This is a genomic window from Arthrobacter sp. MDT2-34-1, assembly GCF_059091365.1.
The window spans coordinates 411,592-431,688 of record NZ_JBNHGO010000002.1; the positions used below are offsets into that span (position 1 = coordinate 411,592).

Sequence of the window (20,097 nt, forward strand, 5' to 3'; positions counted from 1 at the left end):
CGGAGACACACCCTAGCTGGGTCCGCTGCGTGGCCAGAAGGAACGCGGGTGAAGGCTGCCAGGAGCAGTCTCTTGGCTTAGGTCGTTCCTGGCGGGCGGGTCCACGGCTCCGGTCCCCCGTTGCCCGGGGGCGGTGTTCCGGGTGTCCCGGGTTCTTGCGGCCGGGCTGTCGGCGCCTGCGGGTTGGCGGGCCCTGGCCCCTGAGGGGCGGTCCCCGGGTAGACGGGCCCTGGCCCCTGAGGTGCGGTCCCCGGGTAGACGGGCCCTTGCGCAGCGGCCGGAGCCGACGGATCGACGGGCCCCTGCGCTGCGGCCGTGGCAGACGGGTCGACGGGCCCCTGGTCCAGGCGGAAGGGCGGGTACTCGTCGCGCATCAGCAAGACGTAGGCCGCCACCCGGTAGGCCCAGCGGTTGATGCCGATGATCAGGTCGAACAGCTCCTGCCGGTAACGGCTGCTGAAGAGCAGGATCACAGCGGTGATCAGCACGAGCAAGCCCAGCAGCGAGGGGCCCCACGTTGCCGGGGACGCATAGGCGTCCTCGCCCCAGCCCCTGCCCCAGCCGCGGTCCCAGGCGGCACCGGTGCCGCTGGTGAAGATGCCGACGATGAGCAGGTGCGGGATGGCCAGCAGCCACCATTTCACCAGCACGAGCCAGTGCGAGAGGCGCTGCGGGTACGCCACGTCCAGGTTGGCCGGGTAGTCCGCGGCGGCCAAGGTGAACGGCGGATACCGGTCCGTGCCCAGCGCGGAGTACCCGTAGAAACCCACACGCCAGGACCAGCGCAGCACACCGACGTTGAACCAGAACCAGGACCTCGGATAACGCCCGGTGAACAAGATCACGATCCCGGCCGCGATCGTGGCCACCAGCACGGCAAACCACAGCACGGCCAAGACGATGTAATGCGGAATCGCCAACAACCACTTGACGAGCCAGAGCCAGCGCGAGAGCCGGCCATCCAGGAAACCGGTCACCAGCACCGGGTAGGACTGCGTCGACCGTCCCCACCCTGCGCTCGCGGCCGGCGCGGCTCCCGGGCCCTGGCCCGGGCGGCGGTACTGATCCATGCCGTCCGGACCCGGGCCCTGCCGCTGGCCCGGACGGGAACGATCCGGATCGATGTCGCGGCCCAGGCCGGCGGAACCGAGCAACAGGAGGGGAACGCCGATGACCAGGCCGATCAGCCCGGCGATCAAGAGGCCGCTCCCGGCCGGTCCCAGCACATCGGATCGTGCCCCTGCCTGCGCCTCCACCCACACCGGGCGGGAGGCATCGGCGTTCATCACGACGAGCGACCATTGGCCGGGCTGCAGGTCCCAGGCAATCTGCTGCGGGCCCCTGCCGGAGGTCGATTCCGTCCAGAAGTCCTGCTCCCCGGGCGGGGCCGGCACGCGGTCCCCTTCCGAGGTCACCTCGTCGTCGTCATCGAACCACGACGAGCGCCCCGGCCGGTCTCCGTCGTCGGACCGGGAGGCGTCACCCAGCGAGGTGTAGGAGACGCCCTCCAGGTAGGCCGCCGCGTCGGAGGCCTCGGCGATGCCCACGAACACCTCTTGGTCCGGAACCATGGGGGTGACCCGCACCTGGAAACTCGCCAGGTCTCCGAGTGCCGGAATATTGGGCATTCCCGCTGCCCCGGGGTCGACGACCACGGAAGGGCCGACCAGGGCATACCCCGTGCTCTGGTACTGCTCCGTCGGCCCGGTCAGGTAGCGGCCGTCGCCCTGCACGGCGCTGGCACCCAGAATGACGGCGGCGCTGATGGTCAAGGCCAGCCCGGCGACGGTCAGCAGCACACCGAGGATCAGCAGCACCCAGTGTCCGGGCTTCATCCGGGCGGCTGGCGGCGCCGGACCAGGCGCGGGAGGCGGGACAGGTTGGGCGGTCATGACGGTCCTTTCGCAGCGCGTGCCGGAACCGGGCCCGGACTAAGCGCCTACGGCTGGGTTGGCAGGATGCGGGCAGCCAGACCGGCGCCCGGCTATCGGGTTCTCGTGCGTCAGCGCGTCAGCAATCCGCCCAGCGGTCTCCAACGTCGCATCAAGGGGACCGGCAGAGGCATTCGAAACCCGCATGGTGCCACCTCCCCCTGGGTGCGCTTCCCCGTCACAGTGTGCCCTCCAAGGCCCGGCTCCCGCCCCCAACAGGAACGAGGCCAGCCTGAACGCCGGCGCACTTCAGGCAGCCCCAGTCCGTCAAATGCCGGCGGTACACATGCCCGGCCGCGCTCGGCGCGTGTGGCTGCAGGCACCATGGTACTCAGCCGCTCGGACCGGGGATAGAGTCAGCGCTTACCTGCCGGCCAAGGCCCGGCCGACAAGGTTGGGCTCCGGGTTCGTCACGACCTCGCCGCCCAGCAACACCGTGGGAACGGTTTCGTTTCCGTCGTTGTGCTGCCGGACGAACGCCGCGCCTTCCGGGTCCTGCCAGATGTTCACCCAGTGGGCGGCCCGGCCGTTGCGGCCCAGGGTTGCCCTGAGCCGCAGGCAGTAGACGCAGCCGGGCCGCCAGAAGATGACCACCCGGCCAGGATCGTCGCTTTGGTCCCGCAACGCGGTCCACGGGGCGGCCCGCCGGCTGCCGAAGAAGGGACTGACCGCCCACGCGCCGGCCAGCAGCAGCGTGGCGAAGATGATGGCGGGCAGCCAATCGCCGTCCTGCCCCTTGTAGACCAGGGCAGCCACGCCCAACCCGGCCAAAGCTGCTGCAGGGAACCATCGCTCGTAGCGTTTCATGGACACAGCGTACGCGCGCCGTTTCGCAGGCCACCGTCGCCCTCCCTCCGCTTTCGCCTAGGTTTCTCCCAGCTTTCGCCACGGCAACACACATGGTGGGCCAGTAGTGTCGCTGACTTATGCACCGAGATGGGAGAACAGAGTGACTAAGAAGTGGTTATTGAGCCTGGCCGTTGCCGGCTCCATCGCCGTCCTCACCGCCTGTGGCGGGTCGCCGGCGGAGGAGAGCGGTTCGAGCCCGGCGGCCTCCGCGGAAGCCGGCGCGGGTGCGGAAGGGCAGGCCCAGCTGCCGGAGCCGGATCTTGAAGGCATCCCGGACGTGGTGGCCGTGGTCAACGGGACGGAGATCCCGAAGGACAAGTTCACCGCCGCGTACGAAGGGCAGTTCCAGCAGATGGCCATGCAGTCCCAGATGACGGGGCAGGACGTGGACCAGGACGCGCTGAAGCAGCAGACGGCCGAGGCCATGGTCGGCACGCAGTTGCTGATTCAGGAAGCGGACAACCGCGGGATCAAGGCGTCCGACAAGGACGTGCAGGCCTCACTGGAGGAGATGGCGAAGGCCAACCAGTTCAAGACCGTGGACGAGCTCATGGCCGCCATCAAGGAACAGGGCATGACCGAGGACGAGGTCAATGCCGAGATGGAAACCCAGGTCCGGGTGGACAAACTGATTGCCGAGGAGGCCGGCAACGCCAAGCCCACCGAGGACGAGCTGAAGGCCGCCTACGAGCAGGCCAAGAAGCAGCAGGAGCAGATGGGCGAACAGACCGGCCAGAAGGCCGAGGTCCCCTCGATGAAGGAAATGCGCCCGAACCTGGAGCAGCAGATTCAGGCGCAGAAGGAAACCGAAGCCACCCAGGCCCTGGTCACGGACCTGCGTGAGAAGGCGGACGTCAAGATCAACCTCTGATTCTCCCTCTCTCGAAACTACGACGACGGTGCCCGACTTAGCGGTCACCGTCGTCGTAGTTGTGGGGCGGCTGACGTAGTTTCCGGGCGCTGACGCAACCGGCGCCCTACCCGCGCCTGACCTGTATTTTCTGTCGCGGCGTTTCCGCCTCCACCTGGGGAACAGGGGCCTTGATCTCGAGCACTCCGTCCCGGTAGGTGGCGGTGATGTCCTCGTCTTTGACGCCCTGGGGCAGCGGCACGCTGCGGGAGAAGGATCCGTAGCGGAACTCCGAGCGGTAGCTGCCCTTCTCCTTCTGCTCCTTCCGCTCGTGGCGCTCGGCGTGGATATGCAACTGTCCCTCGGAGACGGAGATCTCGGCGTCCTTCTCCGGGTCGATGCCCGGCAGTTCGGCGCGGATGGTCAGGACGTTGTCTTTGATTTCCTCCTCCACCCGAATCATGGATTTTTCCTGTTCACCCTCGAAAAAGCGGCGGAACGGCTCCGCCAATTCGAAGGGCGAGCGGCGCTCGAACGGCGGCCACCTCAACAAATCGCTCATGGCTCACACTCCTGTGACAGAAACGGCAGGCTGGCGGCCAGGCGCCGCCGGCCCGTCATACCCTTCAGTTTTCGCAGGTGCAGGTTCTGGCATAACGCACCCGGTGCGTTCGGCACGGCAACATGGTATAGCTGCCCGGTATATACGGGAATGGGTTAGGCCTGCGGGCGGATCGCGGCATAGAGCAGCATGTCCCGGCGCACGCCGCCGATGGTTTGGTAGCTGCGCAGCAGGCCCTCGCGGCTGAAACCTGCGGATTCGGCGGTCCGGATCGAGGCGTTGTTCCAGGGCTCGATGTAAAGCTCCAGCCGGTGCAGTTCCGGGATGGTCCAGGCGAAGGCCGCGAGCGCCGCGAGCGCATCCGCCGCCCGGCCCTGCCCCCGGTATGCCGGGCCCATCAGGTAGCCGGCGGTCGACCGGCCTTCCGGCAGGTAGGTCAGCCACAGTCCGATCTGGCCCACTGCCCGATCCGACTCCGCGTCCGCCACCGCGAAGGAGTACCCGGCGCCGGAGGTGAACCGGCCGTTCTGGCGCAGGATCCACTCCACCGCGTCGTCCTCCCGGCACGGCGAAGGGATGGAACTGATCAGCGGGATGTACGGATCCCGGGCCAACTCCAACGCCAGATGGGCGTCGTCGCTGCGGAATTGGCGTAGCACCACGCTGCCCTGCGCCGGCGTGACCTCCGGCCAAGCCAAGGGCAGGCGTGCATCCATGTCTGCGATGGGGCCGGTTCCCTTCTGCGGGGCCGGCACGGGCGGCGCGGAAGGGGGCTGCACGGGCGTAACGTCCGGGCTCAAGTGGTTTCGGCCAGGACGTCCATGACGGCGGCCACGAACTGGTCCAGATCGCCCGGGTTGCGGGACGTGACCAGGGTCCAGCCGTGCTCGCGGTCGATCACCACGGGTTCGTCGTCCCACTGGCCGCCGGAATTCATGATGTCCGCCTTGAGCGAGACGTAGGAGGTGAGGGTCTTTCCGCGGGTGCGCCCGGTTTCGACCAGGAGCCACGGTCCGTGGCAGATGGCGGCGATCGGCCGGCCGGATTCGGAGAAGGACCGCACGATGCCCTGGGCGTCCGGGTCCAGCCGCAGCTGATCCGCGTTCAGGGTCCCGCCGGGCAGAACCAGCAGGTCGTAGTCGCCGTCGGAAACATCCGGCAAAGACTTGTCCACCGGGATTTTTTCGCCCCGGTCCCAGTCCCCGACCAGGGTTTCCACGTCGCCGGCTTCAGGTGCCGCGATCGTGACGTCGACCCCGGCTGCGCGCAGTTTTTCGACCGGGATTTTCAGTTCGTCCTGTTCGACGCCGCGGTTACTCACCGCTACCAGGACCTTTTTGCCGGCAATTTCGGGCATGTCTTCCGTCCTTCCTACGGGGATGTTCGGACTCTTCCCACCTTGCCACCGCTGGGAAGTGAAGCCAAGCGGCGGGGGACGTTCCTGCTCCCCGCTGCGGGTCAGCGGTCGGGCGGGGCCTTGACGTCCCGCGGCCGCCGGGATGCACTTGAGATCAACAGATCGCCGCCGAGCGCGGTACATAACGCCATGCGCGGGCTACATAAGGAGACGCCGTGAAGCTTCCACATCCCCGGGGTCCTGTCAGTGAAACACTGCTGGCCGCGCTGCAGCGCAACGACGTTCCGGACGCCCTGCCGCAGGTGCAGGACGCAACAGAGCACGCATTGGCCTCAACGGCGGACATCCTGTTCGACGACGATCTGCAGCTGGCACTGTTCTGCCTGTACGAATTGCACTACGGCGGGTTGGACGGAGTGAACGACCGGTGGGAGTGGAATCTGCCGCTGCTGCAGGTCCGCGCGAAGATTGAGCAAGACCTGGAAGCGAGGCTGCGGGAGTCGGTGTCCGTGGCGGTGCCGGAGCGGCTGACGGCGCAGGCCGTGGCGGACCGGCTGTTCGAGATGGCAGCCGACGACGGCGGGCCGAGCGTCTCCGGATTCATGGCGCGCGAGGCCACGCTGGAGCAGGCGAAGGAATTTGTGGTGCTCCGCTCGGTGTACCAGCTCAAAGAAGCCGACCCGCATACCTGGGCGATTCCGCGCCTGCACGGGCGGGCGAAGTCGGCGATGGTGGAGATCCAGGCGGACGAGTACGGCGGCGGAAAGCCCGGGCGGATGCACTCGCAGCTGTTCGCGCGCACCATGCAGGGGCTGGGCCTTAATCCGACCTTCGGCGCATATGTGGACTCTGTTCCGGCCATCACGCTGGCGTCGGTCAACGCCATGTCCATGTTCGGGCTCCAGCGACGGTTGCGCGGAGCCATCTGCGGGCATCTGGCCATCTACGAAATGACTTCCTCCATCCCGAACGGAAAATACGCCCGCGGCTTCCGCCGGCTGGGCTTCGACGGCGAGGTGGCCGAGTACTTCGACGAGCATGTTGAAGCGGACGCAGTACATGAACAGATTGCCGGACGGGATCTCGCCGGCGGGCTGATCGCCGAGGACCCCACGCTCGCCGCGGACGTCTTTTTCGGTGCCGGCAGCGCCTGCTATCTGGACGGACTCGCCGGCGGTTGGCAGCTGGACGCGTGGAATGCCGGCAGGTCGGCGCTGCGCCAGCCGCTCGATCCGGGCCAAGAGGCGCCGGTCGCTGCCGGCGCATCGGTGTGAGCATCGAATATGTCCTGCCGCTGAAGTGGCAGGACTGTTCCGGCGACGCCGAGCTGACTGCGTACCTCATGTCGCTGCCTGCCTGGGTGGACATCACCGTGGTGGACGGATCCGCCGATCCCGTGTTCGAACGGCATCACCGGCTCTGGCAGCGGCGGGTGCAGCATCTCCGCCCGGACGGACCGGCCACGCCCAACGGGAAAGTCCAGGGGGTGCTCACCGGATTGCGGCAGGCGCGGCATGACCGGGTCATCATCGCCGACGACGACGTGCGGTACACCCCGGAGAGCCTTGCCGCCGTCGCGGAATTGCTGGCGCAGGCCGAATTGGTGCGCCCGCAGAACTACTTCGACCCGCTGCCGTGGCATGCCCGCTGGGACACCGCGCGGTCCCTGCTGAACCGGGCGTTCGCGTCCGACTACCCGGGAACGCTCGGCGTCCGCCGCTCGCTGCTGCTGAGGACCGGCGGCTACCGCGGCGACGTGTTGTTCGAGAACCTGGAACTGATCCGCACGGTCCAGGCCGCGGGCGGACGCCAGGTCCGGGCCGACGGCATCTACGTCCGGCGGCTGCCGCCCACCTTCCGGCACTTCGTGGGCCAGCGGGTTCGGCAGGCCTACGATTCGCAAACCCAGCCCGGGCGCCTGGCCGTCGAGCTGCTGCTGGTCCCGCTCCTGCTGCTGCAGGCGCGCCGGCCGGCGGGCTACGGGGCGTGGGCGGCCGCCGCCGTCGTCCTTGCAGAAGCGGGGCGGCGGCGCGCCAGCGGTGCCCGGGTGTTCGGCGCGCGGGCCGCGCTGTGGGCACCGCTGTGGGTGCTGGAGCGGGCCGTGACCTCATGGCTCGCCGTGGGCTGGCGCTGGGCGGGCGGCGTGCCGTATTCCGGCCGCCGGCTGCGGAGCGCGGCCAGCAGCCCGGCATCACTGCGGCGGCGGTTCAGCCACTCCAACGCTTCGATAGGAGAAATTTATGACGAGCCAGGAACCGACCGAGATCGTCGTCTGCCCCGACGGGCCGCTGCTGGTGCGCGGTGACTTTGACCTCGTGGACGGCGACGGCGAGGCGGTGCCCCGGACGCGGGAGACGGTCGCCCTGTGCCGCTGCGGCGCGTCGGGCATCAAACCGTACTGCGACGGAACGCACAAGCTGATCGCGGCGAGGCGGAAGGCCGCGCAGTAGCGCGGTCGTGCGGCGCCGTAACGCGGTGGTGCGGCACCGCCGCTGAGGGGGCGTAATGCCTGACGAAGTCAACGACGACGACGCCGCGCCGTCCCGGCCGGTGGACGGTCCGCGCGAAGAGCGCTTCCTGGGCGGGCGGGACCTGACCCGGTGGAACACGCCACCGGGCAGGTTTTTGGCACGCGGGATGCACCGCCTCAGCAGCATCCTGGGTCCACACGGCGCGTTGATCCTCACGCTGGCCGCCGGGGCGCTGGTCGCCGTGCTGCTCACCGTCGCGTCGACCGAGATCTACGAGGCGGTGACCGACGAAGACGGCGTTGCCGAATTCGATCAGCCGGTCCTGGACGCTGCACAAACCGTCCGGTCACCCTGGCTCAATACGGCGGTGACCGCGTTCACGAACATCGGCGGGCCCATCGGCATGCCGATCCTCGCGTTGCTGGTCATGGGTATCCTGACCTTCCGCCGGCGGTCCTGGACACCGGCCATCCTGATCACCACCGCCGCCGCCGGGTCGCTGTTAATGACGGTTGCCGCCAAGCAGTTCATCGGACGGGCCCGGCCGCCGCTGCGGGAGGCGGTGCCGCCGTTCGAATATTCGGCGTCCTTTCCCAGCGGGCACTCCCTCAACGCGGTCGTCATCGCCGGCGTGGTGGCCTACCTGCTCATCCTGCGCCAGGCCAAACGGCGGTCGAAGATCCTCACCGTCGGCGCCGCTGCCCTGTTCGCGGTGGCCATGGGATTGAGCAGGGTCTTTCTGGGCCACCACTGGTTCACCGATGTCCTGGTCGCCTGGACCCTCGGTGCCGCGTGGCTGGCGCTGGTCATCACCGCCCACCGCCTCTACCTGACCGTTTGGCACCGCGGGGGTGCACGGGGTCCCGCCAAGAGGAGATCCCCGCCGGCGGCACCCTAGGGCGGCGCCGGGGCAGATGCCCTCAGGCGGGTTCGACCGGGACACCTGCACGGTTGCCGAGCACCCCGCTGGCGAGTGGGCGGGGATAGTCTGGAAGTCCCGACGTCCAAGGAGATGCCCATGAGTTCCGTCCTCCCCACCCTGCTCACCAGCACCGGCCTGCTCGGCGGTTTCAAGACCGGCCAGGCGACCAAGAACCGCCCGCTGGCCGGCGCCGTGTTGGCCGTCGCGGGGGCCGGAGCCTTCGCGATGTGGCAGCGCAACGCCGGCACCGGGCGGGCGGCGGCACTGACCGGTGGCTATCTGGCGGCCTTTGGCGTGTCCCATCCGCTGGCCAAGAAGATCGGCGCCTGGCCGGCGGTGTATACGGTGACGGCGGCGACGGCGCTGGCTTCGCTGGTCTTCGGCCGCAAGCGCTGACCGCCACCGGCGCGCGGGCCGCCAAGGGTTGATTTCCGGAGCCGCGGCTCGGTTCCCCGGCGCCGTGGTTTATTGCGTTCGACTGCGCTCGGTTCCCGAACGGTGGGGTATCGCCCGGCGTTATGCCGCCGGCAGGTCCCAGTACAACCGGCCGGCTTCGGTTCGCGCACCCGCCGCCGGCTCGTGTAATGATTTCTTGCCGCCGGGCAGCAGGTGCACGACCTCGAAGGCGTGCAGCAGCACCAGGACGTCCGAGATGATCCGGCGGTGGCAGCGCCACCACACGCTCTCGCTGCACATGATCGCCACGTCGGCGGCCTCGGCGTCGGTCACCAGGCGTCCCAGTCCCTTGGCGAATTCCGGGGTGCGGGTGTAGGCGGCATAGGCCCGGAACGCAGCGACTTGCCACCAACTGTCCGGCTCCGGCTCGCCGGCGGGAATCCGCCGTCGGCCGCCCAAGTCTTCTTCCCAGCGGTAGCCGAGGCCCGCAGTCGGAAGCCATTCGGCGAGCGCGTCGCGACCCATGTCCGGATGCTTGCGGCTGCCCGGGAACCGGCGGACATCGACGACCTTTTGCACGCCGGCGCCGTGGAGCAGTTCGGCCAGCTCTTCGGGCGTGCTGGTGCCGTGACCGACCGTGAACAGCCGGCTATGTACGTCCTGTGCCATCTGCGAATCCGAATTAACGCGGGGCCGAACCGTTCTTGCGGCTCACGCGGGTGCGGTAGCGCAGCTGGATGATGCGGGCTGCCCCGGCGGCGGCGACGAAGATTCCCCCGGCGACCGACGCCACGAACAGCGCCAGCCCCAGTGCGACTTGCCCCTCGAAGCCGAAATAGCGCAGCAGGACCTGGTCCTGGTTCTGCGCGATGAACACAATCAGCAGCACCAGCAGGAGCAGCGCAACGACCACCGACGTCCAGATCATCCCCAGCCGGGTGCCTTGTTGCCTCGCCTCGCGCCCGTCAAGCGCGTCCCGGCCTGTCCCGCCGGTTTTGGGCCCAAGATCGCCGGATTTGCCCTGCCCGGAGCCGCCGGACGGCCCCGCTCCCGATCGGCCGGTGTGGGTACCCCCGGCTTCGGCTCCGTCCCGTCCCGTGCCCTGCGGATTGGAAGTCATTGCTGTCCTGCCTTTCGCCGCGGCGCCTTTTCCCTCAGCGTAGACGATGCATCAGGGCAGCAACACCGGTGTCAAACCGCAAACACGTCGTGCGCCACGACTTCGTGCACTTCGATCTGCCCACCTGGCAGCTTCCAGTCATCAGGGGACGGCCTGCCGCACGGCCGCCCATTCAAGGTCCGTTGCCGGCCCTTGCTACTCCGCGAGGTTGCTGCGCAACAACTTGAAAAAGCGCTTCTGGTAGTCCGGCCATTCGTCGCTCACCAGGACGCGTTCAATCCCCTGCCGGACCCACTCGGCGTCCCAGTAGCCCAGCTTCACCAACTGCGGCAGCAGAACCGCCAGCTTGCGGTTCTCCCAGGGATTGCCCTCATCGAACTGCATGGCGCTGGCACCTTTGATTCCGGGTACGTGGAACAGTTCCTTGAGCGTCACGTCGATTAATCCCGGCCGCGCCCGCAGGAACATTAAAAAATCGATGGCTTCAACCTGCGTCTGGCTCAACAGCAGGAGCATCGCGCCTCGGTGCGCCGGGGCGGGCACGAGGCCGTCGCGGACCCAGTCAAACATCGCCTCAATTCCTCGGTTGCGGTCCCAGCCTTTGGGATTGCGCAGATAGCGGGCAGCCCATGCCTCGACGAACAGGTCAAGGTGGCCCGGAAACAACACCGGCGGCACGTCGCGCGCAACTTTGAAGTCGGTGTAGGACAGGTTGGCGGACCGCTCGGCGCCGATGCAGGCCATGTGGGCGATGTCCGCGGCGGCCCAATGGTCGGGCTTCAGCGGGCCCTGCCACCACCCGTCCGGCGAGCGCTCGCCGGTCGGCTCTGCCGAGACCACCGTCCGGAACCGCCGCACCATCGACTTCTGGCGCCGCTTTTCGCTGTCCGGCATGGCTGCCGCGTAGCCAAGGACCCCGTCGCGATCACCGGCGCCCAGCAAGTCGAACAGCGGATTGTCGGCGGCCGGCACCGGCCCGGGATCGGTCATACCGCCAATCTAACCCGCAGGCCGCCGACGACTCGGCTTTCCGGCATGATCGGCACCTCGGCGGCCCGCTCGCCGGGCATGGCCCGTGGGCCGGGCCGGGACCCGCCCCGTTGGTTGTACGTTCCAGCCACCCCATAGGCTGGCATCATGGACTCCCCTATCCAGAGCTATCTCCGCACCCTGCACGCCGAGCTCGCCGGCCTCAAGGACGGCAAGCCGTACGGCGGGATTCCCGCGATGGCCGGGGCGGACCCGGACAAGTTCGCCATCTGCCTGGCCACCGTGGACGGCTATGTGTACGAGGTCGGCGACTCTAACGAAGAGTTCACCATCCAGTCCATATCCAAGCCCTTCACGTACGGGCTCGCGCTCTCCGACCTCGGCCTCGACGCAGTGGACCGGAAGGTGGACGTAGAACCGTCGGGCAACGCCTTCAACGAGATCTCCCTGGCTCCGGGCACCGGCCGCCCGGCCAACGCGATGATCAATGCCGGAGCACTGACCGCCACCTCCCTGATCAAGGGCAGCGGCGGCAAGACCGGTTTCCGCCGCATCCTCGAGCACTATTCCGCCTTCGCCGGCCGCGACCTGTCGGTCAGCGAACGCACGTTTCAGTCGGAGGCGCGGCACGGCTACCGCAACCGGGCGCTGGCCCACCTGCTGCGCTCCTTCGAGATCATCGAGCAGGATCCGGACCCGGTGGCCGAGGACTACTTCCGGCAATGCTCGGTGCTCGTCACCTGCCGCGACCTCTCGGTCATGGCGGCCACACTGGCTAACGGCGGCACCAACCCGCTCACCGGAAAACAGGTGCTGGACCTGGAGGTGGAGGAACGGGTCCTCTCCGTGATGGCTACCTGCGGCATGTACGACGACGCCGGTGCCTGGCTCTCGGACGTGGGCATGCCGGCGAAGTCCGGGGTCGGCGGCGGCCTGCTCGCGGTGCTGCCGGGCCAGTTGGGCCTGGCCGTTTATTCGCCGCCGCTGGACGACCACGGCAGCAGCGTGCGCGGCGTGGCGGCCAGCCGGCGGATCTCGCACGACATGGGGCTGCACTTCGTCCGGGCCGCGCGCACCGGCCGCAACGCCATCCGCGCCAGCTACGACATCACCGACGCCCCGTCCGGGATCCGCCGCAACGACGAGGCCGCCGAGGTGCTGCGCGCCAACGGGCACCGCGCCCGCGTCATCGAGCTGAACGGCGACCTGCTGTTCGCCGGCACGGAATCCATGGTGCGCGAGGTCAGCGACCTGGACGATTCCGTGGAACTCGTCATCCTGGACATGCGCCGGGTGGACGAAACCGCCCCGGTCGCCCTGGACATGCTGGAGCAGCTTCGCGCCTCGCTCGCGGACGCCGGGCGCGAACTGGTGATGATCGACGGCGAGGGCGCCCTGGCGCAGCGGTTCGAGGAATCCGGGCGGCCAATGCCGTCGTTCGCCACCCGCAGCACCGCCGTCGAATTCGCCGAAAATCGGCTGATCGCCGGCTACGGCGATCAGCTCTGCATGCCCGCCACCGTGGATGTGGCCAACTCCCCTGCGCTCAGCCCGCTCGACCGGGAGGACTCCGCCGCGCTCGCGGAGCTGATGGAAGAGCGCAGCTATGACGACGGCGAGCTCATCCGCCGGGTTGGCCAGCGCTTCGCCGGCGTCTATTTCATCCTGTCCGGCCGCGTCACCACCACCTCCACCGGGCCGGAGAACATCAGGGTCAAACTCACCACCCTCAGCGCCGGCATGACGTTCGGCGAAATGGCGCTGGGCAGCGCGGACCGGCAGGAAACCACCGTGCGCGCCGATGGCCCCGTTCGGGTCAAGCTCCTCCCGGCCGAAACCATGAACCGGCTGGAGAGCGAAAACCCGCGCCTCGCCGTCGAGCTCTGGAAAGCCCTGACCCGCGACGCGTACGCACACGTGGACCGCTACATGCGCGAAACGGCCGTGCGCATCCGCGACTGACGGCTCAGAACGGGTACTGCGCGTGCCCGTTCTGCTGGATGGTGATCCAGCGCTCCTCAGTGAACGAATTGATGCCGGCCTGCCCGCCGAACTTGCCGTAGCCCGACTCCTGGATGCCGCCGAACGGGGCCATCGGTTCATCCAGCACCGGCTGGTCGTTAACGTGGCCAATGCCGGTCTTGAGCCGCTGCGCCACCTCGATGCCCTCGGCCAGGTTCTCCGTGATGACACCGGAGGTCAGGCCGTAGTGCGTGTCGTTCGCCAGCCTCACCGCCTGTTCCGGGCCGTCCACCTCCATCACCGTGGTCGCCGAACCGAAGATCTCCTCGTCGTAGATCCGCATCTCCTCGGTGATCCCGGAGAGCACCGTCGCGGGCACCACGGCCTGGGCAGCCTTCCCGCCGCCGGCCAGCACCGTCGCGCCCTTGGACACGGCGTCGTCGATCAATGCATACTGCCGGTCCGCCGCGGCCTGCGTGACCTGCGGGCCTATCACCGTGTCCTGCTTCATCGGGTCCCCGGTGGGCAGCGTGGCGACCTTCTCCGCGAAGCGGCTCGAGAACTCCTCGGAAATGCTGCGGTCCACGATCACGCGATCCACGGACATGCAGATCTGCCCGGCGTTCATGAACGAGCCGAAGGTCGCCGCCTGCACGGCGTAGTCGACGTCGGCGTCCTTGAGCACCACCAGGGAGTTTTTGCCGCCGAGCTCAAGCACCGCAGGCTTCAGGTTCTGCGCAGCCAGCGTTCCGACGATGCGTCCCACCTTGGTGGAACCGGTGAAGTTCACGTTGCGCACGCGGGGGTCGGAGATCAGGGTGCTCACCACCTCGTTCGCGTCCGCCCGGTCATTCGTGATGACGTTCAGCACTCCGGCGGGCAGGCCCGCATCCAGCAACGCGTCGGCCAGGAACAGGCCGCAGGAAAGGGGCGCGTCCTCGCTGGGCTTGAGCACCACGGTGTTTCCCACGGCCATCGGGATGGCCATGGCCCGCATGCCCAGGATGAAGGGCGCGTTCCACGGAGACAGCGCCGCCACCACGCCGTAGGGCCGCCGGACGGAGAACGAGAATTTGCCGGGCAGGTCGGTGGCCAGCACGTCGCCGCGCGGCGCGGTGGTGGCCGCGGCGGCCGAGCGCAGGATGTTGGCGGCCAGCTGGACGTTGAACCCGGCCCAGACCGCCACGCCGCCCACCTCGCCGGCCATCAACTCGATGCCCTGCTGCATCCGTTCTTCGAACAAATCTGCAGCTTTTAGGAAAATCTTTGCCCGCTGGGTGGGAGGCGTAGCGGCCCAATCGTCGAAGGCCGCCGACGCCGCGTCGACCGCTCGCGTGACATCTTCCGGCCCGGCGGCAGCGACGGTCGCGAAGGGTTCGCCCGTGTAGGGGCCGATGTCCTCGGTGGTCTTGCCGGAGGCTGCCGGGACGTGCTCGCCGTTGATGATCAACTCACGCGTGATGGGCATGGCGCTCATTCCTTTCCGAAGTGGCTGGGCCACGCCGCCGGCCACAGCCGAAGCGCCGGCCGTCCCCGCGGCCCGGATAAGGCGGAGCCTACTCCCGCCGCCGTGCCCGGACAATGGCACGGACGCGGATGAGGATCGCCGGCAGAGGATCGCCGGCAGCCGAACGGGCCGGCCACGTTATAAGTGAAACCGTTTAAGTAGGTCGGTTATTACCGTTTTACGAAAGTGTTTGTGAGCCGCATCATGGGATTCAGGTTCCGCCGGCACCACAGGCGGAAAGACTTCCGAGGAGCTCGACCCATGACCCATTCCCTCAAGCCGCACGTCGTCACGCTGGGCACCGCGGGCGGTCCCCGCTGGTGGACCGGAGAGAATGCAGGCCGCCGGACCGGCATCGCCACCGCCGTCGTCGTCGGCGATGCCGTCTATCTGGTGGACGCCGGCAACGGCGTCGGACGCCAGCTGATGAAAGCAGGCCTGCAGGTTTCGTCGTTGCGCGGGATTTTCCTGACCCACCTGCATTCCGACCACACGATCGATCTGGCCGGGCTGGCCATCTTCGGATTGTTCACCCTCACGCCCGGACAGCGGAGCATCCGCATTCTGGGACCCGGCGACCGGGGAGAATTGCCGCCGGCTTCACCCCGCGCCACGGTTCCGCCGTCGCCCGTTTTCCCGCAATTGCCGACGCCGGGCACCCGGGACATGTTCCACCACCTGATGCAGGCGTACGCCACCGACCTCAACGACCGGGTCATCGACGCCCTGCGCCCCTCGCCGCTGGACTATTTCGTGGCCGAAGACATCGTGGTCCCCGACGCAATCGGCTACCACCCGAACCAGAACCCGACGCCGGCCGGCATGGAGCCGTTCGAGATCTACCGCGATGAGCTGGTCACCGTGACAGCGACCCTGGTGGAGCACCCGCCCGTGGCACCCGCCTTCGCCTTCCGGTTCGACACGGCCGAAGGGTCGGTCACGATCTCCGGCGACACCGCCCCCTGCCAAAACCTGGTGCGGCTGGCCCGCGGCACCGACCTGCTCCTGCACGAGGCCATCGACTTCGACTGGGTGCAGCGGGCGTACGGCAGCATCGATTCCGACGAAGCCCGGGCCTCAATGGACCACCACCGCAGGTCCCACACCTCGCCGCAGGACGCCATCGCGATCGCGCGGCAGGCCGGCGCCCGCACCTTGGCGCTGCACCACCTGGTGCCGGGAACCACTCCGGACGCAGTCTGGCAGGCACACGGCAAGGACTTCAGCGGCACGTTCCTGATCCCCGACGATCTGGACGTTATCTCCTTCTCTTCCAGCGACCCGGAATCCACCGGAGTCGCCGATCATGACGAAATGGCGGTTGCACCATGAGCAATAACACGACGACGGCGTCGGCCCCTGCGGCGAACGACAGGCAGCCCGGGGACCTAAAGGTCCCTAGCCTCAACACCCCGGAGATGCGGCGCATCCTGGCGTCCAGCTTCCTGGGCAGTGCCATCGAATTCTACGATTTCATCCTCTACGCCACCGCGGCGGCGCTGGTTTTCAACACGGTGTTCTTCGTGAACCTGGACCCCGCGGTGGGGATCTTCGCCTCCTTCGCCACGCTGGCGGTCGGCTACATCGCCCGGCCGCTCGGCGGGATCATCTTCGGCCACTTCGGTGACCGGCTGGGGCGCAAGGGCGTGCTGATCACCTCCATGGTGCTCATGGGCGTGGCGACTACCCTGATCGGCCTGCTGCCGACTACGGCGCAGATAGGCATGGCCGCTCCGTTGGCGCTGATCGTCCTGCGCATCGTCCAGGGCTTGGCCGTCGGGGGCGAATGGGGCGGTGCCATGCTGATGGGCCTGGAACACGCGCCGAAGGAACGCCGCGGGTTCGCGGCCAGTTTCGCCAACATGGGAGGTCCCGCCGGTGCGGTGTTGGCCACCCTGGCGGTTTCGGCCGTGTCCGTGCTGCCGGACGAGCAGTTCCTGACCTGGGGCTGGCGGCTGCCGTTCCTGATCAGCATCGTCCTGGTGGGCATTGGCCTGATCGTTCGCCTCAAGGTCGCCGAGTCCCCGCTGTTCCTTGCGCTGGAGGACAAGGCCGAGGAGAAAAAGATCCCGATTCTCGAGGTGCTGACGAAGTACCCGAAGAACGTGATCATGGGCACGCTGGTGGGGATGAGCTCCTACACCGTCCAGGGCCTGATGACCGTCTGGGCCATCTCCTATGTGGTGGACGAGGTCGGCCTGGACCGGACGAGCGTCCTCAACGTCAAAGCGTTGGGCGCGGCGCTGACCGTCGTCGCCATCTGGTTTGCGGCCCGGCACAGCGACAAGCTCGGCCGCCGGCCCGTGATGCTGATCGGCATCACCGCCGGCGCGGTGCTGGCCTTCCCCATCATGTGGATGCTGGAGCTCGGGACGCTGTGGCTGTTCGCGATCGGGCTGTTCCTGGCCAACGGCGTCATCCAGGGCACGATCTTCGGACCGTTCGGGGCGTTTACCGCCGAGCTGTTCCCGACCCGGATGCGCTACACCGGCGCCTCGCTGGTCTACCAGCTCTCCTCGACGCTGGGCGCAGGTTTTACCCCCATGATCGCCAGCGGGCTGGTGCTGGCGGCCGGCGGCGAGCTGTGGCTGGTGGCGACGGTCTGGGCCGGCGCGTTCGTCCTCGCAGGGCTGTGCATCCTGGCAATCAAGGAAGGAAAGGACCAGGACCTGACCGCGGAGAACATGTAGTTCCTCCAGCCATGCCGTAACCGGCATGCGGCGGCCGTTGCCTGGGGCAGCGGCCGCCGTCGCGGTTAAGCGGGGTCACGCCGTCGTGTGCTCATCCCATCCGCTCGCCGCAGCGCCGCCGACTTCTGCGCAAAAATCCAGGAATGCCCGCAGCCTGAGGCTGGGCCGGGTGACGCTTGCGTAGGCCACACAGACATCGCTGTGACCGACCGGCCCCTCGATTTCCACCGTGGCCAAGGGAAGCCCGTCGTAGCTGTGATTGCCCGGCGGCCGCTGCACCAGCACGGTGTAGCCGAGGCCGCGCGCCACCATTCCCCGCACCGCCTCAAAACTTGACGAACGCCAGGCGATCTTCGGATCCAGCCCGGAAAGCCGCAGATTGACCAACTGGTTATCTCGCACGGTGGGGATGTCCAGCGAGACGAAGTCTTCTTCGGCCAGCTCGGCGAGCCGCACGCTTTTGCGCGAAGCCAGCGGGTGGCTTGCAGCAAGCAGGACGTAGGGCCGGCCTTCCTTGACGGTGCGGGCCTGCACGCCGGGCAAGAGGTGCCGCGTATGGGTCAGCACCGCATCCAAATAGCCCTCTTGCATCCGGTGCTGCAGCTCGGCGGCCTCGCCTTCCTCCAAGGTCACGGTGAGGCGCGGATGCGGCCTGATGAACCGTTCGCTGATCACCGGCACCCAGAAGGCGGACAGGGTGCTGTAACAGCCGATGGCCAGCGGGCCGACCAACCCCTGCTGGCGCTCGATGATGCTGTTCTGCACGTCGTCGGCGTGCCGGACCAGGCTCCGGACGTCGCGCAGGAACTGCTGCCCGACGCCGGTCAGGGCGATTCCGCGGGACCGGTGCCGCACCATCAGCTGCGCGCCGACGATCCGCTCCAGCTCTGTCAGCGCCTGGGACATCGCCGCCTGTGAGATGTGGCTGGCGGCGGCGGCGGCCGAGATTGAGCCGTGGTCAGCGACTGCCACAAAGTACTGCAGCTGTTTAAGCGTGAAGTCCACCACTCTGCCAGCGTACAAGTTAGCCCCCAGCGACTGCTTAATCGGCCGATTGTTGCGCACGATGTACCGTGACGGACGCGTGCAACGGCCCCCTGGGGGTTGCTCGCTCCTGACCGCAAGATGGCTCTCAGGTTATCCACAGGTAAATTTCAGGGCTTGGACAGTTACCGAACCGTTATGTAATGTTTTCAGCACGTCGGCGATCATGCGCCGATGTCCTCGGAGGGTATTGCCTAGCTCTGCCAGCCTTTCCGAGTTCGTTCGCTAGACATCTGGCAGAGGCGGGGGACCCATATTCCGGGCCCCTCTTGGGGCTCTTGGGGTTAAGTCGTACGGAGTGCTTACCGCACTGCCGCACGGCCGGGTGACTCCCACCCGAACCCGACAGCTTACCTCGCAGGCATTGGGAGAGGTATCTTCTTGCTGCTCAAAAACAATCGCGCACGCCACCGTGCCACCCCGGTCCGCAACACCACCGTGGCCGGTCTGTCCCAGGCTGTCTCGTCCCGCGCCGGAACCGTCGGCCGCGGCGCCGCCGTCGTCACCGCCGCCGGTGGCCTGATGCTGGGTGCCGGCCTGCCGGCCAATGCCGCCGCCGATGTCACGGTCCCGACCTACGGCGCTGCCAATGCAACGGACACCGTTGCCGCTCCGGCCAACGCCGGCTTCGAGGTGGAGCGCGCTTCCGTTACCAGCTCGGCCGCCGACGCCGGTGCCGCTACCGGTGCCACCACGCACACCGTGGTCGCGGGCGACACCGTGGGCACGATTGCCGCCCAGTACGGCAAGAATGTGCAGGACGTGCTGGCCATCAACGGCCTGGGCGCGTACTCCATCATCTACCCGGGCGACCAGATCGCGCTGACCGGATCCGCACAGTCCGGTGGCGGACAGGCAGCGCAGGGCGGCGGCGGAGCCGCTACGACCCTGGCTGCGTCGACCGACGCCGCGACTGTCTCGCTGGCCAGCGCCGACATCAAGCCGGCCTCCACCGGCGGCAACCAGAGCATCGTGGACATCGCCCTGTCCGCCCAGGGCACGCCCTACGTCTGGGGCGGCACCTCCACGGCCGGCTGGGACTGCTCCGGCTTCACCCAGTGGGTCTACGCCCAGGCCGGCGTTGACCTCCCCCGCCTCAGCCAGCACCAGGGCGGCGCCCTGACCCCGACCAGCAACCCGCAGCCGGGCGACCTGGTGGTGCAGAACGGCGGCGGCCACGTGGGCATCTACCTGGGCGGCGGCAAAATGATCAGCGCCCTGAACCCGAGCCAGGGCACCATGGTGCACGACGTGAACGCCATGCCCGTTACCGGTTACTACACGATGTAACCACCCCCAAAACTCCTGGACCGGTTATTCCCCCAACGGCCGGTCCGGGATCACAGGGAAGCCTCGTCGGCCTTGCGCCGGCGGGGCTTCTCCTCTTTTAACCCGTAAGCGCGACTTTCCCTCCACTTAAACGACGCGGCGGGAGTCCTCTTGAAG

The 20,097-nt window shown here is 68.0% G+C and carries 20 protein-coding genes and 1 riboswitch; of the genes, 10 read left to right on the forward strand and 10 right to left on the reverse strand.

Features of this window, described 5'->3' with window-relative positions; genetic code table 11:
- Positions 1–77: 77 nt before the first annotated feature.
- Both AC5RVV_RS12300 and AC5RVV_RS12305 read right to left on the reverse strand, forming a co-directional pair.
- Positions 78–1,892, reverse strand: coding sequence for a DUF4389 domain-containing protein (locus AC5RVV_RS12300; protein ID WP_494001670.1), 1,815 nt, complete (start codon positions 1,890–1,892; stop codon positions 78–80).
- Between the two features lie 402 nt (positions 1,893–2,294).
- Positions 2,295–2,738, reverse strand: a complete 444-nt coding sequence (locus AC5RVV_RS12305; RefSeq protein WP_494001671.1) for a glutaredoxin family protein — start codon at positions 2,736–2,738, stop codon at positions 2,295–2,297.
- A 160-nt stretch (positions 2,739–2,898) separates the two neighbouring features.
- Between AC5RVV_RS12305 and AC5RVV_RS12310 the strand changes: the two genes are divergently transcribed.
- Positions 2,899–3,651, forward strand: a complete 753-nt coding sequence (locus AC5RVV_RS12310) for a SurA N-terminal domain-containing protein (RefSeq protein WP_494001672.1) — start codon at positions 2,899–2,901, stop codon at positions 3,649–3,651.
- 106 nt (positions 3,652–3,757) lie between these two features.
- Here AC5RVV_RS12310 and AC5RVV_RS12315 read toward each other — a convergent pair whose 3' ends face one another.
- The 3 genes from AC5RVV_RS12315 to AC5RVV_RS12325 form a co-directional block, all read right to left on the reverse strand.
- Complete coding sequence (locus tag AC5RVV_RS12315) at positions 3,758–4,192, reverse strand: Hsp20/alpha crystallin family protein (protein ID WP_494001673.1); 435 nt, start codon at positions 4,190–4,192, stop codon at positions 3,758–3,760.
- 155 nt (positions 4,193–4,347) lie between these two features.
- Entirely contained in the window at positions 4,348–4,908 is a 561-nt protein-coding gene (locus AC5RVV_RS12320; RefSeq protein ID WP_494001674.1) for a GNAT family N-acetyltransferase, read from the reverse strand.
- An 80-nt stretch (positions 4,909–4,988) separates the two neighbouring features.
- Positions 4,989–5,549: a type 1 glutamine amidotransferase domain-containing protein gene (locus tag AC5RVV_RS12325; RefSeq protein ID WP_494001675.1), complete on the reverse strand. Its 561-nt coding sequence runs from the start codon at positions 5,547–5,549 to the stop codon at positions 4,989–4,991.
- A gap of 215 nt (positions 5,550–5,764) precedes the next feature.
- On the opposite strand from AC5RVV_RS12325, the gene AC5RVV_RS12330 reads away from it, so the two are divergent.
- From AC5RVV_RS12330 to AC5RVV_RS12350, 5 genes are all read left to right on the forward strand, one after another.
- On the forward strand, positions 5,765–6,823 hold the full coding sequence (locus tag AC5RVV_RS12330) for an iron-containing redox enzyme family protein (RefSeq protein WP_494001676.1): 1,059 nt from the start codon (positions 5,765–5,767) through the stop codon (positions 6,821–6,823).
- The gene (locus AC5RVV_RS12335) at positions 6,820–7,854 is read left to right on the forward strand and encodes a glycosyltransferase family 2 protein (RefSeq protein WP_494001677.1); all 1,035 of its coding nucleotides are present in this window, start codon (positions 6,820–6,822) and stop codon (positions 7,852–7,854) included. The genes AC5RVV_RS12330 and AC5RVV_RS12335 overlap by 4 nt, the downstream gene beginning before the upstream one ends.
- Positions 7,790–7,999, forward strand: a complete 210-nt coding sequence (locus AC5RVV_RS12340) for a CDGSH iron-sulfur domain-containing protein (protein WP_494001678.1) — start codon at positions 7,790–7,792, stop codon at positions 7,997–7,999. The genes AC5RVV_RS12335 and AC5RVV_RS12340 overlap by 65 nt, the downstream gene beginning before the upstream one ends.
- 55 nt (positions 8,000–8,054) lie before the next feature.
- On the forward strand, positions 8,055–8,918 hold the full coding sequence (locus AC5RVV_RS12345) for a phosphatase PAP2 family protein (RefSeq protein ID WP_494001679.1): 864 nt from the start codon (positions 8,055–8,057) through the stop codon (positions 8,916–8,918).
- 120 nt (positions 8,919–9,038) lie between these two features.
- The gene (locus AC5RVV_RS12350) at positions 9,039–9,338 is read left to right on the forward strand and encodes a hypothetical protein (protein ID WP_494001680.1); all 300 of its coding nucleotides are present in this window, start codon (positions 9,039–9,041) and stop codon (positions 9,336–9,338) included.
- Positions 9,339–9,458: 120 nt separating this feature from the next.
- On the opposite strand, the gene AC5RVV_RS12355 is transcribed toward AC5RVV_RS12350, so the two are convergent.
- The 3 genes from AC5RVV_RS12355 to AC5RVV_RS12365 form a co-directional block, all read right to left on the reverse strand.
- Positions 9,459–10,007 (reverse strand): DUF488 domain-containing protein, encoded by a 549-nt coding sequence (locus AC5RVV_RS12355; RefSeq protein ID WP_494001681.1) that lies wholly within the window; start codon positions 10,005–10,007, stop codon positions 9,459–9,461.
- A 13-nt stretch (positions 10,008–10,020) separates the two neighbouring features.
- Positions 10,021–10,458 carry a LapA family protein gene (locus tag AC5RVV_RS12360; RefSeq protein WP_494001682.1) on the reverse strand — a complete coding sequence of 146 codons (438 nt, stop codon included), beginning with the start codon at positions 10,456–10,458 and terminating at the stop codon, positions 10,021–10,023.
- Positions 10,459–10,653: 195 nt separating this feature from the next.
- Entirely contained in the window at positions 10,654–11,448 is a 795-nt protein-coding gene (locus AC5RVV_RS12365; protein ID WP_494001683.1) for a hypothetical protein, read from the reverse strand.
- Between the two features lie 147 nt (positions 11,449–11,595).
- Between AC5RVV_RS12365 and glsA the strand changes: the two genes are divergently transcribed.
- Positions 11,596–13,410: a glutaminase A gene (gene glsA / locus AC5RVV_RS12370; RefSeq protein WP_494001684.1), complete on the forward strand. Its 1,815-nt coding sequence runs from the start codon at positions 11,596–11,598 to the stop codon at positions 13,408–13,410.
- 4 nt (positions 13,411–13,414) lie between these two features.
- Here the strand turns inward: glsA and AC5RVV_RS12375 are convergent, their stop codons facing one another.
- Complete coding sequence (locus tag AC5RVV_RS12375; RefSeq protein ID WP_494001685.1) at positions 13,415–14,878, reverse strand: aldehyde dehydrogenase family protein; 1,464 nt, start codon at positions 14,876–14,878, stop codon at positions 13,415–13,417.
- 300 nt (positions 14,879–15,178) lie between these two features.
- Between AC5RVV_RS12375 and AC5RVV_RS12380 the strand changes: the two genes are divergently transcribed.
- Together AC5RVV_RS12380 and AC5RVV_RS12385 are read left to right on the forward strand one after the other, a co-directional pair.
- Positions 15,179–16,249 (forward strand): MBL fold metallo-hydrolase, encoded by a 1,071-nt coding sequence (locus AC5RVV_RS12380; protein WP_494001686.1) that lies wholly within the window; start codon positions 15,179–15,181, stop codon positions 16,247–16,249.
- Positions 16,246–17,607 (forward strand): MFS transporter, encoded by a 1,362-nt coding sequence (locus tag AC5RVV_RS12385; protein ID WP_494001687.1) that lies wholly within the window; start codon positions 16,246–16,248, stop codon positions 17,605–17,607. The genes AC5RVV_RS12380 and AC5RVV_RS12385 overlap by 4 nt, the downstream gene beginning before the upstream one ends.
- Positions 17,608–17,682: 75 nt before the next feature.
- Here the strand turns inward: AC5RVV_RS12385 and AC5RVV_RS12390 are convergent, their stop codons facing one another.
- Positions 17,683–18,672, reverse strand: a complete 990-nt coding sequence (locus tag AC5RVV_RS12390) for a LysR substrate-binding domain-containing protein (RefSeq protein WP_494001688.1) — start codon at positions 18,670–18,672, stop codon at positions 17,683–17,685.
- A gap of 192 nt (positions 18,673–18,864) precedes the next feature.
- A riboswitch (cyclic di-AMP (ydaO/yuaA leader) is annotated at positions 18,865–19,029 on the forward strand.
- A gap of 3 nt (positions 19,030–19,032) precedes the next feature.
- Between AC5RVV_RS12390 and AC5RVV_RS12395 the strand changes: the two genes are divergently transcribed.
- A complete protein-coding gene (locus AC5RVV_RS12395) occupies positions 19,033–19,941 on the forward strand; it encodes a C40 family peptidase (protein WP_494001689.1) in 909 nt (302 codons plus the stop codon).
- Positions 19,942–20,097 lie beyond the last annotated feature (156 nt).